Origin of the sequence: Kribbella sp. NPDC050124, assembly GCF_044460355.1 — a bacterium.
Classification (GTDB): domain Bacteria; phylum Actinomycetota; class Actinomycetes; order Propionibacteriales; family Kribbellaceae; genus Kribbella.
In genome coordinates this window covers 151,199-167,291 of the sequence record NZ_JBITJU010000006.1, presented here as the reverse complement: position 1 = coordinate 167,291, position 16,093 = coordinate 151,199, and the positions used below count along the sequence as shown (strand labels likewise).

Genomic DNA, 16,093 nt, shown 5'->3' with positions numbered 1-16,093 from the left:
TTTGGGCGTGGTGGAGTTTGGGGTGTTTCCGGAGAGGCTTGAGACTGAGCGGTTGTGGATGCGGTTGTGGCAGCCCGCGGATGCTGAGGTTTATCGGGGGTTGTGGTTGGAGCGGGACCACCGGGCGGTTCGGCGGGTTGGTGCTGACGGGCGGCCGAGGCTCGAGGAGATGCGGGGGTGGCTGACGGAGAATCCGCGGGCGGCCGTCGAGGGGTTGGGGTTGCTGCCGATCGTGCGGCGGCGGGAGGGGGACGTGATCGGGTACTGCGGGCTCACGGTCGGGCAGGCGAGCTTCGAGGAGCCCGAGATCGCGTACGAGTTGGCCAAGCACGCCCACGGATTCGGCTACGCGACGGAGGCGGCGCAAGCCGTGCTCGAGGCGGCGGTCGCGACCGGGCGGAAGCGGTTGTGGGCGACGGTCAGAGAGTGGAACGCGCCTTCGTTCCGCGTCCTGGAGAAGCTGGGGTTCCACAACAGCGGTCGCGTCACCCCGGACCCACACCGAGGCGACTCGATCTGGATGACCTATGAGTGCTGAAGAGACAGAACTGGCAGGACTTGGGTACGACGCGGTTGGCGTCAGCGGTCTCGTCGTTCAGGTCGACCACAGGCCGTAGTGGTCTCCGGCGCCGGGGGGTTAGTGCCGGCTGGCGGTGAAGGTTAGATGGCTCTAACCTGGCTGTGTGAAACCTCAAACCGGCCGGTCGGACAGGTGCTGCGAGATTCCGCATACGGAGGCGGTCGAGGACTGTCTGCGGACGATCTTCAAGCTGGCCGGGCGCGGGTTGCCGGTGACCACCTCAGGGCTCGCCGAGTTGCTCGGGGTCGCGCCACCGACCGTGTCGGCGATGCTCAAGCGCCTCGAGGCGGGGGAGTTGGTGACGCGGTCGGCGACGCACGAGATCAGGTTGACGGCGCACGGCGAACGGCACGCCATGGGAGTGACACGGCGGCACCGCCTTGTCGAGACGTTCTTGGTCCAGGTGCTCGGGCTGAGCTGGGACGAGGTCCACGAGGAGGCCGACGTCCTGGAGCATGCGATCAGCGAGCGGCTCGAGGACCGGATCGACAGTGTGCTCCGGCATCCGACCCACGACCCGCACGGGGACCCGATCCCGCCGCGCAACGGCAGTCATGTCGAGTCGTGGGCCGCTCCGCTCGCCGGCGTCGAGGCAGGCAGCCGGTTCCGGGTGCAGCGGGTGTCGGACGACGACAGCGGGGCGCTGCGGTACCTCGCCGAGCGCGGGATCACGCCGGGGGCGACACTCGAGGTGGTCGGCCGTGAGCCCTTCGGTGGTCCGGTCTGGGTGAAAGTCGGTCCGAAACGGCACGCCCTCGGGCCGATGCTCGCCGAGGTCGTGCACGGGGAGATCGCCTGATGCCGGGCGCGTCCCGCCGCGGTTTCCTGCTCGGTGGCGCTGGGGCCGCCCTCGGCGCCGTGCCCGGCAGCGCCGCGGCTGCTGGTAGGGCGGACCCGAACCCGCACGCGAACCACACCGGCGCTGTGCACGGTGGCGGCGTGAACGGTCCGACGTTCCGTGGCACCGTCGATCACGCCGCGAACGGCTTCAACCCGACCGAGACCCTCCGCACCTTCGACTACGGCAAGACCTCGAAGCTCCCGGACGGCCGGACGCTACGGGAGTGGACGATCTCGGCGATCGACCGCGAGATCGAGGTCGCGCCCGGCGTGAAGTTCCCGGCCTGGACGTTCAACGGGAGCGTGCCGGGGCCGACGCTGCGCTGCCGGGCCGGGGACCGGCTGCGGGTGCGGTTCGTGAACGGCTCGGAGCACCCGCACACGATGCACTTCCACGGCATCCACCCGGCCGAGATGGACGGCGTACCGGGGATCGGGCGGGGAGTCATCGAGCCGGGCGGTGACTTCGTGTACGAGTTCGACGCGGAGCCGTTCGGGATCCACCTGTACCACTGCCACGTCGGCCCGCTCGCCGAGCACATCGCCCGCGGTCTGTACGGCACGTTCATCATCGACCCTCCCGAGCCGCGGCCGAAGGCCGATGAACTGGTGATGGTGATGCACGGCTACAACACCACCTTCGATGCTGAAGGCAACCAGTTGTACGCCGTCAACGGCATCCCGTTCCACTACATGCACGAGCCGGTACGGGTGAAGCGCGGCGAGCTGGTCCGGATCTACCTGGTGAACGTGCTGGAGTACGACCCGATCAACAGCTTCCACCTGCATGGGAACTTCTTCGACTACTTCCCGACCGGCACCCGGAGGGAGCCGTCGGAGTACACCGACACCGTGGTTCAGGCCCAGGGACAACGGGGCATCTGCGAGCTGCGGTTCCCGTACCCGGGCCGGTACATGTTCCATGCGCACAAGAGCGAGTTCGCCGATCTCGGCTGGATGGGCTTCTTCGAGGTGACCGAATGAGCACCGCCGGACTTCGTGGCCGCGCGCAGGTTTGGCTCCTGATGATCGTGACGGTCGCCGTGGCTGCGGTCGTTCTGACGGCACTCGCCGTACTGGGTGGTCGCAGTCTGCCTGAGCGGACCGGACCGCCGGTGGAGGAGTTGGCGGTCGAGCGAGTCGTGTTGTCTCCGGGCACGATCGAGCTCACTCTGCGCAACACCGGTCCCGACCCGGTGCAGGTCGCGCAGATCTCGGTCAACGATGTGTACGTTGCCTTCACCGGCGCGACCGAGCCCCTCAGCCGGCTCGCCGACGAGACCGTGCGCCTCGACTACCCATGGTCGGCCGGCCAGCCGTACACGGTGTCGATGCTGACCTCGACCGGCGCGGTCGTCGAGCACGAGATCCCGGTTGCGGTGCAGACACCCTCAGCCGATGCCGGGCTGCTCGCACTGATGGTCCTGCTCGGCACCTACGTCGGCATCATCCCGGTCGCAGTCGGGATGGCGTTCCTGCCCGTACTGCGACGCGCCCGGCCCGCCGTGATCCGCGGACTGCTGGCGCTGACGGTCGGCCTGCTGGGATTCCTGGCCGTCGATGCGTCGCTCGAAGGCCTCGAACTGGCTGAGCTGTCCGGCGGCGCCTTCGGTGGCCCGGTTCTCGTCGTCCTGGGTGCCGTCCTCGCATTCCTCTTGCTCACCGCGGTCGACCGGTTCTTGAAGAGCCGCCGAGACCGGGGCGAAGCAGGCCCGGATGGTGGTCGGCTGGCCTTGATGATCGCCATCGGCATCGGGTTGCACAACCTCGGCGAGGGCCTGGCCATCGGCTCGGCGTACGCGGTCGGCGAACTCGCCCTCGGTACGGCGCTGGTGGTGGGATTCGCCCTGCACAACACGACGGAGGGTCTCGCGATCGTCGCGCCGATTGCGCACCATCGTCCCTCGGTGCTCCGGCTGCTCATGCTCGGCCTGGTGGCCGGCGGCCCGGCGATCGTCGGTGCGTCGGTGGGTGCGTCGGTGAATGACGCTGCACTCGCCGCGGTGCTGTTCGGCGTCGGTGTCGGCGCCATCGTCCAGGTGATTGTCCAGCTCGTCCCGAGCCTGCGGGATCAGGCCGGCAAGGTCCTCGATCCGACGGTCGCGGGCGGCATGTCGGCCGGCCTCGTGATCATGTACACCACCGGCCTGCTGGTCGCAGGCTGAGCTGCTCGGCGCGGAATCCTGGAGTTCTGGGCAGACCTCGTGGCGCATTCAGCGCCGGGCGTCACTTCAGGAGTGGTTCGGCGCCGACCACTGCGACCTGGCGGCCCGGATTGCGGATCGCCGGACCCGCTGGGAGGGTGCTGAACCGTGGACGACGACATCCGCCGCGGTGATCTGGTCGCCGAGGGCGAGCCGGAGCAGGAGTTCAATCCCGGGATCGCGGCCCGGTTGCCCCGCAAGACCGTGGCCGGCGGCGCCCTCGTGCGCGACGAGGCCGGCCGGATCCTGTTCCTCGAGCCGACCTACAAACCCACCCTCGACATCCCCGGCGGCATCGCCGAGTACGACGAGTCGCCGTACGAGGCCTGTGTCCGCGAGGTCCAAGAGGAGATCGGCCTCGCGCTGCCCATCGGCCCGCTGCTCGTCGTCGACTGGGTCCCGGCGCTCGGCGTCTGGTCCGACGCGCTCGCTTTCGTCTTCGACGGCGGCATCCTCGACCAGCCCACGATCGACCGCCTGGTGCTCGACCCCAGCGAAGCCCGGGCCCACTACTTCCTCACGCTCGAGGAGGCCGCTCCCCGTCTCCGCCCCTCGATGGCCCGCCGCCTGGCCCGCGCCCTCCAAGCTCTCACCACAAGCCGCCCGACCTACACGGACTTCGGTCGCTGAGGTCAGATAGTAGCCATGTACTTAATAGCCATGTACAGTATTTGGCATGAACGAACCGACTCCTGGTCACCTCGTCTGGCGGCTGTCGATGAAGTGGCGAGTGGCCGTCGATCGGGCGCTGGCGCCGCGCGGCCTCACGCACGCGCAGTACGTCATGCTCTCCTCCCTCTACGGCATGGAGCGCGCCGGTCAGTCGCCGAGTCAGCGTGAGCTGGCCGACCACACCGGTCTCGAGGCGCTGTACGTCTCCAAGCTCGCGCGCAGTCTCGACGCCGACGGGCTGATCCAGCGCGCCCGCGACACCCGTGACACCCGGACGGTGCGGCTGCAGCTCACCGACAAGGGACGTACGACGGTCGAGCCGGCGATCGCGGAGGTCGCCGGACTGCTGGACCGGTTGCTGGAGCCGCTCGGTGGTCGCCGCGGAGACCGCACGAAGGCGTTCGTTCGTGACCTCAGCGAACTGCTCGACACTCCACTCTGAAGGGGTCCGCCATGCCTACGATCGACGTACTCGACTCCACCATCCACTACGAAGACACCGGCAGCGGGACGCCGATCGTCTTCCTGCACGGCAATCCGGCCTCGTCGCGGATCTGGCGCAACGTCATCCCGTACGTCGGCAAGGGCCGGTTCCTCGCCCCCGACCTGATCGGCATGGGGCAGTCCGGCAAGCCGGAGGTCGGCTACGCGTTCGCCGACCATGCCCGCTACCTCGATGCCTGGTTCGACGCGTTGGGGCTCGACCGGGTGATTCTGGTCGGTCACGACTGGGGTGGCGCGCTCGCGTTCGACTGGGCGGCGCGGCATCCCGAACGGGTCCTCGGGATCGCGTTCTTCGAGAGCATCGTGAAGCCGATGGCGTGGGAGGACCTGACTCCGCAGGCGCGAGAGCGGTCCGAGCGGATCCGCACACCCGGCATCGGTGAGGACCTGGTGCTCGAGCAGAACCTGTTCGTCCGGCAGGCGTTCACCGCCGGCGTGCTCCACCCGGTCGGCGACGACGAGCTCGCGTCGTACCTGGCGCCGTACCCGACCCCGCAGAGCCGGCGTCCGATTCTCGCGTGGGCGCGCCAGCTCCCGCTGGGTGGTGATCCGGCCGAGTTGGTGACCCGGATCGAGGCGTACGACGGCTGGCTCGCGGCCAGTGCCGACGTACCGAAGCTGTTGCTGACGTTCGAGGGATCGCCCACGTTGCTGATCGGGCCCGCGGTGGCCGAGTGGTGTGCTTCGAATATCGCAGCGCTCGAAACCGTCCACTGCGGGGAGGCCGGTCACCACGCGCAGGAGGATCGTCCCAAGGAGATCGGCACTGAGATCGCGTCCTGGATCGACCGGCACGCACTGCGGTGAACGGCGCCGGCTCCCCGCCCAGGGCTGGGAGCCGGCGGCCGCGCGGTCAGGAGAACTTCAGCCGGACGATGACGTTGTCGATGACGGTCGGGGTGCCGCCGTTCTTGTCGTTGTTGGTGGACGTGAGCCAGAGGCCGCCGTCGGGCGTCCGGGTGATGCTGCGCAGGCGACCCCACCGGCCGGAGAAGACGGCTTGCGGGGTGCCGACGCCGGTGCCGGACGAGTTGATCTGCGTCACCCACAACTGCTGGCCGGTGACACCGGCGATGTAGATCCAGTCGTTGACGATCTCGACTCCGCTCGGTCCGGCTTGGGCGGTGGACCAGGTGCGCTTCGGCGGGATGTAGCCGCCGCAGTCGCCGATGGTCCCCTCGCAGGCGGGCCAGCCGTAGTTGCCGCCCTTCTGGATCAGGTTGAGCTCGTCCTGGCTGTTCTCACCGAACTCGGCGGCCCACAGCTGCCCGCGCGAGTCCCAGGCGAGGCCTTGCGGGTTGCGGTGCCCGAGGCTCCACACGTAGCGGGCGTTGCCGCCGGTGCTGAAGAACGGGTTGTCGCCCGGCGGGGTGCCGTCCGGGTTCAGCCGCAGGATCTTGCCGTTGAGCGAGCTCCGGTTCTGCGAGTTGGCGGAGTTCTTCGCGTCGCCGACGGTCGCGTAGAGCTTGCCGTCCGGACCGAACCGGATCCGCCCGCCGTTGTGGTAGCGGTTCTTCGCCAGCCCGGTCAGCACCGGCTCCGACGTCGTACCGAGGAGGCCGTTCTCGTACTTCATCCGCACGATCCGGTTGTCGTTCGCGGCGGTGTGGAAGAAGTACACCCAGTGGTCGGTCGCGAAGTTCGGTGACAGCGCGAGGCCGAGCAGCCCGCCTTCGCCGGTCGTCGTGACGGCGCCGGGCACCTTGCCGAGCGTGGTCTTCTGCCCGGTCGACGTCACCCGCAGGACCTCGAACCGATCTCGCTCGGTGACCAGAGCGGACCCGTCCGGCAGGAACGCGACACTCCAGCCGAGGTCCACCTTGGCGATGTCCCGGTCGTACGCCGGGATGCCGCCGGCGCCGCCGGTCGACGTACGAACCGTCACGGCGTTGCTCGCCGCGGACGCGTTGCCGTCTGGATCACGTGCCTTCACGGTGAACGTGTACTCCGTGTTCGGCGCCAAGTTGGTCACTGTCGCGGTCAATGAGTTGGTGGACGAGACCTTGGTCGCGCCTTGGTAGACGTCGTACCCGGCGATGCTGCCGCTGTTGTCGGTGGACGCGTTCCAGGCAAGCGAGACGCTGTTCGCGGTGACGCCGGTGGAGCGCAGGTTGCCCGGCGCGGTCGGCGGTTGCGTGTCGCCGCTAGGGGGAGTGGTGAAGGTGACCACGTTGCTCTGCTGCGAAGCGTTGCCCGCGGCATCGAACGCGCCGACCGAGATGTCGTAGGCCGTGTTGGCCGTCAGCGTGTCCACGGTCGCCGTCAGCGTGTTGCCGTCGACCACCTTCAGGACGTTGCCGCCGCGGTTGATCTCGTACCGGACGACGCCGACGTTGTCGGTCGCGGCCGACCAGGTGAACGTCGCCGCGTTCGACTTGATGTTGCTGACGGCAAGGTTGCTCGGCGGCGCCGGCGGCTCGGTGTCGTCGGTGGTGAGGGAGACGGTCAGCTTGTCCGCGTTCGGGCAGCCGTCCGCGGTGGTGGCGCGAGCCCGGATCGTGTTGGTCCCGGCAACGAGTTGGAGCCGGACGGTCTTGGTCTGCCAGGTGGTCCAGGCGCCGGTGCCCGGGAAGGTGATCCCGACCGCGCCGGCGACCCCGTTGACCGTGAAGTCCATCGGGCGGGCGGCCGTCGTACCGGTGGCATATCGCAGCGTGACGTCGGCTGGGCCCGCCGGTGCGGACACGGTCCACTCGACGTAGCTGCCGACGACGTTGTCGTAGTTGATGAAGCCGGTGCCGGTGTAGCCGGCGTGGTTGGACTCGACCACGCCTTGCGAGATCGTTGCGTTCTCGGCCTGGTAGTCGGTCGGCGCCGCGGTGGCGGGCGGTGGTGATGCGGCGGCGAGCACCGGCGCGCACCGGGTGTCAACAGCACGAAGCCCTCGCGGATCCGATCCGCGAGGGCTTCCTGGGTTGTTGCTCAGCCGGTTGTGGCCAAGTCCGTCGGCCGGTAGAGGGTCAAACCGGACGTCTCGTCGACGACCGCGACCCGGATCGACTCCGGCGTGGAGTCGTGATGTGGTACGGCGAACACGGCAGTCGCCGGCCGGCCGTCGTACCTGGCGGAATAACTGACGAACCGCCAGTCCTCGTCGTCCCAGTAGTCGCGGATGTCGGACCGCAGCAGCCCGTTGACCGAACGGTACGCCGGACTGAGGATCAGCCGCCGCTGAGTCGCCGCCAGCGGTACGCCGTCCGTCGCGGTGCCGCTGAGCGGATGCGTGATCCGCAGCCGCAGCCGGCGCAACGGCAGCAGCCAGTACCGATCCAGCTCGGCAGACAGCATCACGAACAGCGCCGCCTCCGGGATCAGGATCAGTGCTCCTGCTGACCACCATCCGGTGCTTGCCGTCGTCGCCGCCACGGCGGTTGCCAGTAGCAACAACGCTCGGGCGATCGCTCTGTAGCCGATGGGTTTCGCCGACGCGCCCATGCAACCGCAGGACGCCTCCGGGACGACGATCTTGGCGTAGATCAGGTACCCGGTGAAGCCGGTCGCCAGCGTCGCGGCCGCGATTGCCTCGACGGTCGCTACGGGCGGCGCGAGCAAGGCTAGTGCGATCACCGCCTCGACGACTCCGACCGCGCGATACGCCGTCGCCGTACGGTCCTCGCCGACGAGTTGCGGCAACGCCGTACGCTTCGCCTGCTCTGCGCTGTCCTTGCCGAACTTGCTGTACGACGACCAGAGCAGGAGCAACCCGATGAGCAGCGGCTGGGCAGCCGCCACCTGTTGTGCGAACATCGCGGCCTCCCGGTCAGTTCGACGCGTAGATGGTCGCGATGTCGATCTCGTTGGTCCCCGGCCGCCAGGCGCCGATCACCTGCGCGTGCCGGCCAGCCTTGAGCATCGACAGGTCCGACACCGCCGGCGTCCCGTTGTAGACGGCTGCGGTGAGTCCCGGCTGCACGTGCCCCACGACCTTCTGTCCATGGTGGTCGAGGTGCAGCGCGCTACGCCCGATCGAGTTGATGCTCACGGTCAGGTTGACGATGTTGACCCACACCGACTCGGCGGCGAGAACCCCGTCCGGCATCAGCACGCCGCGGGCGTACAGGCCGTCCCCGACCTGAACCTGGTCCAGGGTGGTCGGCCTCAGCTTCCAGACGCTGGTGACGCCGGTGAGCTGGATCCGGTGGAGCCTGCCGTCAGATCCCTGCACCTGCAGGAGATCCTGGTTGCGGCCCATGATCAGGCCTTCGGCGAAGTTCGGGTCCGGCTGACCGGAGTCCGGGTACTGCGTGGCCGCGGCGAACGCGGTCTCCGGGGCCAGTGAACCCATGGCGCTGGCGGCGACCAGGCCGGTAGCGCCGAGCGCGGCGCGAGTGAGCAGGGACCGGCGGTCCATCGTGGTAGCCATTTCAGCTCACTCCTCTCAGCCGACGTCGACGGTGCAAGGGACCAGACCGGCGCTCAGGCTCGCGATCGCGGAGAACGCGGCCGGAGTGAGGTCGATGATCCGGTTGGAGGCGCACGTCCCACCGCAGCAGGCACGCTCACCACAGAACAGGTCGGTCTGCGGACCACAGTCCGCGATCGACGTGACCACCCGCTTGCCGTTGCACAGGTTGGTCGTGGAATGCCGGAACCCGCAGGTACGCCGGGACATCCCGGTGATCCCGCACCGATCCGGCCGGGTGATGGAGTAGCACGCGTCCGACGTGTTCGGCCACGCATGCTGGAAGTTCCCCGAGTGACAGGTTCCGCAAGCACCACGTCCGGTGCTCGCACAGGGTCCCCACGCGTTTCCGCAACAGAACCATGAGACTTCGCCGTTGATTCCGGCCATGACAAATTCCTCCAGGTCTAGGGGCGGACAGACCTTCTGAATTCTTTGTACCGCGATCGCCCGGAATCTCACAGACTTCAAACCCGAAACGGAAACTTTTTCACCCCGATCGAAAGGCTCACCCGTTGGAGGTTGATCTGCCGGATGGGGCGCAAGTGCGGGGCCTTGGGCAACTTGGTCAGCCGGTGACGCTTCTGACCAACCGGTGACCGGCAAGGAGTCACGCGAGCGTGCCGCGTGCGACGGTTCCGTGCACGGGCGGCTCTCGCAGCGCGTCGTACGCTGGGTGGATGCCGGGACTGCGGCGCAGCGTTGCTATTGCGGCCCCGCCTGGGCGGGTGTGGGCGGTGGTTGTTGAGGTCGAGCGTTGGCCTGAGCGCATTCCGACGGTTGATGCCGTCGAGCGTCTCGATGCCGGGCCGCTGGCCGTCGGCTCCCGGACTCGGTTGCAGCAGCCGCGGCTGCCCACGGCGGTGTGGACGGTGACCGAACTGGTCGACGGGTCGTCGTACACCTGGGAGTCGAAGTCGCCCGGCGTCACGGTCACTGCCGCGCATGTCGTCGAGCCGCACCCCGACGGGAGCCGGCTCACCCTCTCCGTGAGCGTGTCCGGTCCGCTGTCCAGGGTCGGTTGGCTGATGACGCGGTCGCTGACCAAGCAGTACGTCGAAACAGAGGCCACCTCGATCAAGTCGGCAGCCGAGGCGGCGTAGCCACCCAGTGAAGCGAACTCGGATCCGGCCCTCCGCCTGGCTTGACGCATGCCGATATGGGCATATGATGGCTGGCATGGCGCGAGCAGCAACAACGTCGGACGTCTTCAACGCGATCGCCGAGCCGCAGCGCCGGGACATCCTGGTGCTGCTGCGGGCGGGGGAGCGGCCGGTGACCGAGGTGGCCCGGGAGTTGGGGATGACCCAACCGGGGGCGTCCAAACACCTGCGGGTGCTCAGGGAGGTCGGGTTGGTGCGGGATCGCAAGGCAGGCAAGCAGCGTCTGTACGGCCTGGATGCCCGCGAGCTGCGACTGGTCCATGAGTGGACCGGCGGGTTCGAGCGGTTCTGGAACGAGAGCTTCGACCGGCTCGACGCGTTCGTGCAGGACCTCAAGCAGGCAAGACAAGAGGAGTGATCGATGGCAGGGGCAAGGCAGGAAATGCGGGCGGAGCCGGCGACGGCCGACCGGGAGATAGTGATCTCGCGGGTCATCGACGCTCCGCGGGAGTTGGTGTTCGAGGCGTTCACTGAGGTCAGGCATCTGTCGCAGTGGTGGGGGCCGGAGGGGTTCACCACCAGCACGCGGGCGTTCGAGTTCCGCGTCGGCGGGGAGTGGGACTTCGTGATGCACGGACCGGACGGGACGGACTACCAGGAGTGGATCTCCTGGACCGAGCTCGCCCCGCCGGAGCGGATCGCGCTGCGGCACGGTGAGTCCCGCGACGACCCGAACGCGTTCGAGTCGGTCCTCACGTTCGAGTACGACGGCGCGGCGACCCGGATCGAGATGCGCACGGTGTTCCCCTCCAAGGAGCTGCGCGACGAGGCGGTCGAGAAGTACCACGCGATCGAGGGTGGCCGGCAGACCCTGAACAACCTGGCTGCCTATGTCACCGAGAACGTTCGGAAGGGAGTTGACGGCTGATGGCCGGAAAGGTGTTCTTCAGCGTGTCGATGTCGCTGGACGGCTACGTCGCGCCCGAGCCCGTGCCCGTTGAGGACCTCTTCGTGCCCGGGAAGCAGGATGACCCGGGCGTGCAGCGCTGGATGGCGCAGTGGATGGAGCTGCAGCAGTGGGTTTTCCCGTTGCGGTTCTTCCGGGAGAACCTGAAGCTCGGCGAGGGCGGCGAGGAAGGGCGCGACAACGACATCGCGCGGGAGACGTTCGAGCGCACCGGCGCGAGTGTGATGGGCAAGCGGATGTTCGAGGGCGGCGCGCTGGCGTGGCCGGAAGAGGCGCCGTTCCACACGCCGGTGTTCGTCGTGACGCACGAGAAGCGTGACCCCTGGGAGCGGCCCGGCGGCACGACCTTCCACTTCGTCAACGACGGCATTGAGACCGCGCTCGACCAGGCCCGCGTGGCCGCCGGCGACCGGGACGTCCGCATCGCGGGCGGCGGTGCGACGATTCTGGAGTACGTGAATGCCGGCCTGGTCGACGAGTTCTCGATCGCGCTCTCACCCGTGCTGTTCGGCTCCGGGGTCCGCCTGTTCGAGGGCGTGGACGCGAGCCGCGTGGCCCTGGAGCCGGTACGCGCGGAGCCGACCCCGAGGGTGACGCACCTGACCTACGCGGTCCGGGAGCGGTAACTACCTCGACCTCAGTGCGTAGATGGAGGCAGATGCGGATCATCGGGGCGAGCTCGGACGACGAGATGGTTGCGACGTTTCTGCTCGGCGAACTGAGCTCGGAGCGGTTCGGGGCGGACCTTGCGCGAGTACTGGCGGAACTGGGGCAATCGGCGACGCTTCTCACGGAAGCGAACCTGGCTGACGCTGACGAGAACGATGTGCGGCGTCAGGTTCTCGGGGACTTCCGCGGCTACCGGCAGGATCGCGAGCTGTTCACGGGCTTCCCGGACGGGGTCAGCTGGCGGTGGGTAGCTCTCTCGCCGGCCGAGCTGCTCGACGTGCGCTACATCGACTACGGCTACTGGACCGCGCTGACCGATGGAACCCGGCTACCAACCGACGCTGCCCGGTTCATCCGCAGCGGGGGTTTGGTCTTCGGTCGCATGTCCACCGGGCACTTTCTCGCTCTCGCGGATGCCCTCCGTCGAGGAGTCACGTGGCAGCCGATCATCTGCGTGCGGGCGGGTGGTCAGCAGCCGATCGTCGTACTCGAAGGGCACGCCAGACTCACCGCGATGGCGCTGGCCGCCGACTGTCTGCCTGACGAGGTGCAGGTTCTGCTGGGAACGGCGGTGGGAATGTCCGAGTGGTCTTGCTACTAGCGCCAGTGGATGTCGAGGGACGGCTCGCGGCTTCGTCTCAACGGTAGATGCGACTGAACCTGACGAGGAGTAGCACTGTGACGATCAAGCGAATGGACCACGTCGGCGTCATCGTCGACGACCTTGCGGCCGCCATCGCGTTCTTCCTCGAGCTGGGGATGGAGTTGGTGGGCGAAGGTGCGATCGAAGGATCCTGGCTGGATGACGTGGTCGGGCTCGACGAGGTCCGGTGCGAGGTCGCCTTCCTGCGAACTCCGGGCGGCCACGGGCAGCTCGAGCTGACGAAGTTCAACAACCCAGTCGCCACCACGGCCGAACCGAGCGCGCCGGCGAACGCACTCGGCCTCCGCCGCATCATGTTCACCGTCGACGACATCGAGGAGGTTGTCGCCCGCCTCCGCCCCCACGGCGCCGAGCTCGTTGGCCAGATCGCCGAGTACGAGAACACCTACCGCCTCTGCTACCTCCGTGGCCCCGAAAACATCATCATCTCCCTCTCCGAAGAACTCACCTGAGAGCCAGCACGAATGGGATGGGACGGCAACCACATCCCGTCGGCAGACCGAGAGGCAGGCCGAGTGGGGTGGCCTCGGCGCGGTGGTGACCACCCCACGCCGGCACCGCCGCATTCGATGGCAAGCATCCAAACGCAACCACCTCCACCTTGACCATCCACGCCAGACCGCAACCACCTCGCGGTCGATCGCGAGCAGTGCGAGCGTGCTAGCGAGCGGTGCGAGCGCAGGGAGGGTGGGTGGGGCTGGCGGCGTAGCTCGCGACGCAGGAGCGGGCGTAGCAGGCGGCGAGGGGGCGACTGAGCGCGTGTGGTGGCGGTGGAGGCTGTATGCGGTATACGATGCGGAGGATCCATTGGTGCTGGATATAGTTGAAGAGTTTGTGGAGGGGAGTATTCCTCTCGGGCCGCGGGGCGGTCCGTAGCGGCAGTGTCGTCATCACGGGAGGCCTGGGCGGCCGAACCGGTGCTGCCGGCCTGGACACCTGTCCGGGCGGAAGAGACCTCCGGACCAGGGCCGTGTCTCCTGGTCCCGTGCGTGCTGCGCGGCACTCGGCACGGCACCTCGCTGCACTGGCGCGAAGGCCACGATGCTCCGCATCGAGACCTCCGCTCCAGCACACCGAGGCACCGCACCGAGCACCTGCTCGCGACTGCACGGGACCAGGAGACACGGCCAAGCTGCACGCCGTCGTCCGGAGGTTCGTCGTGGTTTCTGTCATGCCCCCTGTCGTCTGGGTACTCACGATCGCCGGGTTGCTGGCGATCGTCGCGTTCGACCTGATCGTCATCGCGAGGCGCGATCACACCGTGACGATCAAGGACGCGACCCGGTGGGTGCTGTTCTACGTGGGGCTGGCGGCGTTGTTCGCGGTCGGGCTGTTCCTGTTCAGTCCGGGCGCGGGGACGACCGGTGGCGAGTTCGTGGCCGGGTACATCACCGAGTACAGCCTGAGCGTCGACAACCTGTTCGTGTTCGTCATCATCATGGCGCGGTTCGCCGTACCGGGGCTGGCGCAGGACAAGGTGCTGTACATCGGCATCGTGGTGTCGATGGTGCTGCGGGCGGTGTTCATCCTGGCCGGGGCGGCGGCGATCGCGGCGGCGAGCTGGGTGTTCTACCTCTTCGGCGCGTTCCTGGTGTACACCGCGGTCCGGCTGGCGCTCGAGGGTGACGGCGACGAGTCTGACTTCCAGGAGAACGCCGTACTGCGGGGGATGCGCCGGATCCTCCCGCTGTCGCACGAATACGACGGCGCCAAGCTGACGACCCGCGTCGACGGCCGCCGGATGGTGACGCCGCTGGTGATCGTGATCTCCGCGATCGGGATGGCGAACGTGATCTTCGCACTCGACTCGATCCCGGCGATCTTCGGGCTCACCCAGGACGCCTACATCGTGCTGACCGCCAACGCGTTCGCGCTGATGGGGCTGCGTCAGCTGTACTTCCTGATCGGCGGGCTGCTGGAGCGGGTCATCTACCTGAATGTCGGCCTGTCGGTGATTCTCGCGTTCATCGGCGTGAAGCTGATCATCGAGGCGCTGCACGGCTCGCACATCGACGACATCGGCGCGATCCACCTGCCGCACATCGGCATCCTCACCTCGCTCGGCTTCATCGCCGGCACCCTGTTCGTCACCACGGTCGCAAGCCTGGTCAAGTCGTCGTACGACCGCCGCCGCGTCGAGGTCAAGATCAGGATCGACGAGTGACCTCGGTACGGCGGTCCGCGCGCAGCCGGAGGTAAAGCGCCGGGATCGGGGTGAGGAGCAGGCCGGACGCGAGGAGGGCGGAGCGCAACGACGTACGGCCCACGGCGCCGAGCGGCGGACCGCCGACGACCTGGCCGATCGCGTTGGCCTGAGACACCATCGAGATCACCGTCGCCCGGGACCGGGAGTCGACGTGGCGGTTCAGCCAGGCGGCCTCGATCGGGGCGGCGAGCGTGTCGGTGATGGTGCGCAACCACATCGCGGCCAGCGCCAGCCAGAGGTGATCGAGCAGCGCGAAGGCGATCACGCCGACGACCTGCAGGAGCGCGAGCAACGCGAGTACGCCGTTCGGGTGCGTGGCGCTCAACCGCTGCGGCGTGAGCCTGTTCAACGTCACCGACGTGACGAGCGACAGCAAGGTGCCGACCAGGGCGAGTACCGTGAACCAGAACGCCGGATCCGACGTGCCGAAGACCGTCGGGAAGCTGAACTCCAGGATCTTCACCGACCACAATCGGTCGAACGCCTCGCTGGACAGCCCGGAGATCAGGCTGATCAGGACCAGCGTGCGTACGACGGGTCGCCGCCGAGCCACCCCGAGTCCGTGCTTGAGCGTCTCGGCCAGCTGCCGAAACGTCTCGCGCTCGGCCTTCGGTGTCCGGTGGAAGTTGTCCTCACGCATGAACACCGCCAGCGACAGCGCGAGCAGAATCATCCCGACGCCGGACAGCGTCATCGGCAACGGCAGACTGATCAGGCCGAGCGCGCCGGCGCTGACCGTGCCGGCGATGGTCGCGACCAGGCCGACCTGCTGGCCGCGGACGAACACGTGGGCGGTCCGGTCGGCGCCGATCTCGTCGGTGATCCAGGCCTGGTCCGCGCCGGAAGTGAAGGTGTAGCCGACACCCCAGAGCACCTGGGCGGCCAGGATCGCGAGGAACGACGGCACCAGCCCCTGCAACAGGAAGCCGGACCCGATCAGGACGAAACCGATGATGATCGACAGCCGGCGGCTGTACAGGTCGGCGACGATGCCGGTCGGCACCTCGAAAAGGAAGCAGGCGAGCTCCAGAGTGGTCCCGACCAGAACCATCTGGAGCGGGTTCAGGCCGGCGTCGCGGACGTAGTACACCATGCTGAGCGTGAACGTGAGCGCGCCGAAGAACGCCCAGGCTCCGTTGTACGCGTAGTACGTCCGGACCGGGTCGGCCGAGCGGTAGGCAGGCATCGCGGGTGACTCCCGAAAGCGTGTGCGGGCATGACGAAGCGTGACGCTGATAGGTCAAACGCTTGACGTGACGCACGACGGCGGCCCACCCGGTGG

19 protein-coding genes are annotated in these 16,093 nt (G+C 68.1%); 14 read left to right on the top strand and 5 right to left on the bottom strand.

Annotated elements, in window-relative coordinates; genetic code table 11:
• The first annotated feature begins 58 nt into the window (after nt 1–58).
• The 7 genes from ACIBL3_RS17145 to ACIBL3_RS17115 all read left to right on the top strand — a co-directional run bounded on the left by ACIBL3_RS17145 (nt 59) and on the right by ACIBL3_RS17115 (nt 5,607).
• A complete protein-coding gene (locus ACIBL3_RS17145; RefSeq protein WP_396354542.1) occupies nt 59–538 on the top strand; it encodes a GNAT family N-acetyltransferase in 480 nt (159 codons plus the stop codon).
• A gap of 145 nt (nt 539–683) precedes the next feature.
• Nucleotides 684–1,379 (top strand): metal-dependent transcriptional regulator, encoded by a 696-nt coding sequence (locus tag ACIBL3_RS17140; protein WP_396354351.1) that lies wholly within the window; start codon nt 684–686, stop codon nt 1,377–1,379.
• Nucleotides 1,379–2,404, top strand: coding sequence for a multicopper oxidase domain-containing protein (locus tag ACIBL3_RS17135; protein WP_396354350.1), 1,026 nt, complete (start codon nt 1,379–1,381; stop codon nt 2,402–2,404). The genes ACIBL3_RS17140 and ACIBL3_RS17135 overlap by 1 nt, the downstream gene beginning before the upstream one ends.
• Entirely contained in the window at nt 2,401–3,585 is a 1,185-nt protein-coding gene (locus ACIBL3_RS17130) for a ZIP family metal transporter (protein ID WP_396354349.1), read from the top strand. Before ACIBL3_RS17135 ends, ACIBL3_RS17130 begins: the two co-directional genes overlap by 4 nt.
• A 147-nt stretch (nt 3,586–3,732) precedes the next feature.
• Nucleotides 3,733–4,254, top strand: coding sequence for an NUDIX domain-containing protein (locus tag ACIBL3_RS17125; RefSeq protein WP_396354348.1), 522 nt, complete (start codon nt 3,733–3,735; stop codon nt 4,252–4,254).
• A gap of 46 nt (nt 4,255–4,300) precedes the next feature.
• Complete coding sequence (locus ACIBL3_RS17120; RefSeq protein WP_396354347.1) at nt 4,301–4,738, top strand: MarR family winged helix-turn-helix transcriptional regulator; 438 nt, start codon at nt 4,301–4,303, stop codon at nt 4,736–4,738.
• Nucleotides 4,739–4,749: 11 nt separating this feature from the next.
• Nucleotides 4,750–5,607 carry a haloalkane dehalogenase gene (locus tag ACIBL3_RS17115; RefSeq protein ID WP_396354346.1) on the top strand — a complete coding sequence of 286 codons (858 nt, stop codon included), beginning with the start codon at nt 4,750–4,752 and terminating at the stop codon, nt 5,605–5,607.
• Between the two features lie 46 nt (nt 5,608–5,653).
• On the opposite strand, the gene ACIBL3_RS17110 is transcribed toward ACIBL3_RS17115, so the two are convergent.
• From ACIBL3_RS17110 to ACIBL3_RS17095, 4 genes are all read right to left on the bottom strand, one after another.
• Nucleotides 5,654–7,651, bottom strand: a complete 1,998-nt coding sequence (locus tag ACIBL3_RS17110; protein WP_396354345.1) for a PQQ-dependent sugar dehydrogenase — start codon at nt 7,649–7,651, stop codon at nt 5,654–5,656.
• A 71-nt stretch (nt 7,652–7,722) separates the two neighbouring features.
• Nucleotides 7,723–8,547 carry a MauE/DoxX family redox-associated membrane protein gene (locus tag ACIBL3_RS17105; protein WP_396354344.1) on the bottom strand — a complete coding sequence of 275 codons (825 nt, stop codon included), beginning with the start codon at nt 8,545–8,547 and terminating at the stop codon, nt 7,723–7,725.
• A 13-nt stretch (nt 8,548–8,560) separates the two neighbouring features.
• Nucleotides 8,561–9,163 carry a cell wall protein gene (locus ACIBL3_RS17100; protein ID WP_396354343.1) on the bottom strand — a complete coding sequence of 201 codons (603 nt, stop codon included), beginning with the start codon at nt 9,161–9,163 and terminating at the stop codon, nt 8,561–8,563.
• A gap of 15 nt (nt 9,164–9,178) precedes the next feature.
• Nucleotides 9,179–9,412 carry a septal ring lytic transglycosylase RlpA family protein gene (locus ACIBL3_RS17095; protein WP_396354342.1) on the bottom strand — a complete coding sequence of 78 codons (234 nt, stop codon included), beginning with the start codon at nt 9,410–9,412 and terminating at the stop codon, nt 9,179–9,181.
• Between the two features lie 470 nt (nt 9,413–9,882).
• On the opposite strand from ACIBL3_RS17095, the gene ACIBL3_RS17090 reads away from it, so the two are divergent.
• From ACIBL3_RS17090 to ACIBL3_RS17060, 7 genes are all read left to right on the top strand, one after another.
• Nucleotides 9,883–10,305, top strand: a complete 423-nt coding sequence (locus ACIBL3_RS17090; protein WP_396354341.1) for an SRPBCC family protein — start codon at nt 9,883–9,885, stop codon at nt 10,303–10,305.
• A 76-nt stretch (nt 10,306–10,381) separates the two neighbouring features.
• Nucleotides 10,382–10,723 carry an ArsR/SmtB family transcription factor gene (locus ACIBL3_RS17085; protein ID WP_396354340.1) on the top strand — a complete coding sequence of 114 codons (342 nt, stop codon included), beginning with the start codon at nt 10,382–10,384 and terminating at the stop codon, nt 10,721–10,723.
• Between the two features lie 3 nt (nt 10,724–10,726).
• Nucleotides 10,727–11,233: an SRPBCC family protein gene (locus ACIBL3_RS17080; RefSeq protein ID WP_396354339.1), complete on the top strand. Its 507-nt coding sequence runs from the start codon at nt 10,727–10,729 to the stop codon at nt 11,231–11,233.
• A complete protein-coding gene (locus ACIBL3_RS17075) occupies nt 11,233–11,898 on the top strand; it encodes a dihydrofolate reductase family protein (protein ID WP_396354338.1) in 666 nt (221 codons plus the stop codon). The genes ACIBL3_RS17080 and ACIBL3_RS17075 overlap by 1 nt, the downstream gene beginning before the upstream one ends.
• A gap of 32 nt (nt 11,899–11,930) precedes the next feature.
• A complete protein-coding gene (locus tag ACIBL3_RS17070) occupies nt 11,931–12,542 on the top strand; it encodes a hypothetical protein (protein ID WP_396354337.1) in 612 nt (203 codons plus the stop codon).
• 77 nt (nt 12,543–12,619) lie between these two features.
• On the top strand, nt 12,620–13,057 hold the full coding sequence (locus ACIBL3_RS17065) for a VOC family protein (protein ID WP_396354336.1): 438 nt from the start codon (nt 12,620–12,622) through the stop codon (nt 13,055–13,057).
• A gap of 719 nt (nt 13,058–13,776) precedes the next feature.
• A complete protein-coding gene (locus ACIBL3_RS17060; protein ID WP_396354335.1) occupies nt 13,777–14,769 on the top strand; it encodes a TerC/Alx family metal homeostasis membrane protein in 993 nt (330 codons plus the stop codon).
• Here the strand turns inward: ACIBL3_RS17060 and ACIBL3_RS17055 are convergent.
• A complete protein-coding gene (locus tag ACIBL3_RS17055; RefSeq protein WP_396354334.1) occupies nt 14,753–15,997 on the bottom strand; it encodes an MFS transporter in 1,245 nt (414 codons plus the stop codon). The two genes, ACIBL3_RS17060 and ACIBL3_RS17055, sit on opposite strands and share 17 nt — an antisense overlap.
• Nucleotides 15,998–16,093: the final 96 nt, after the last annotated feature.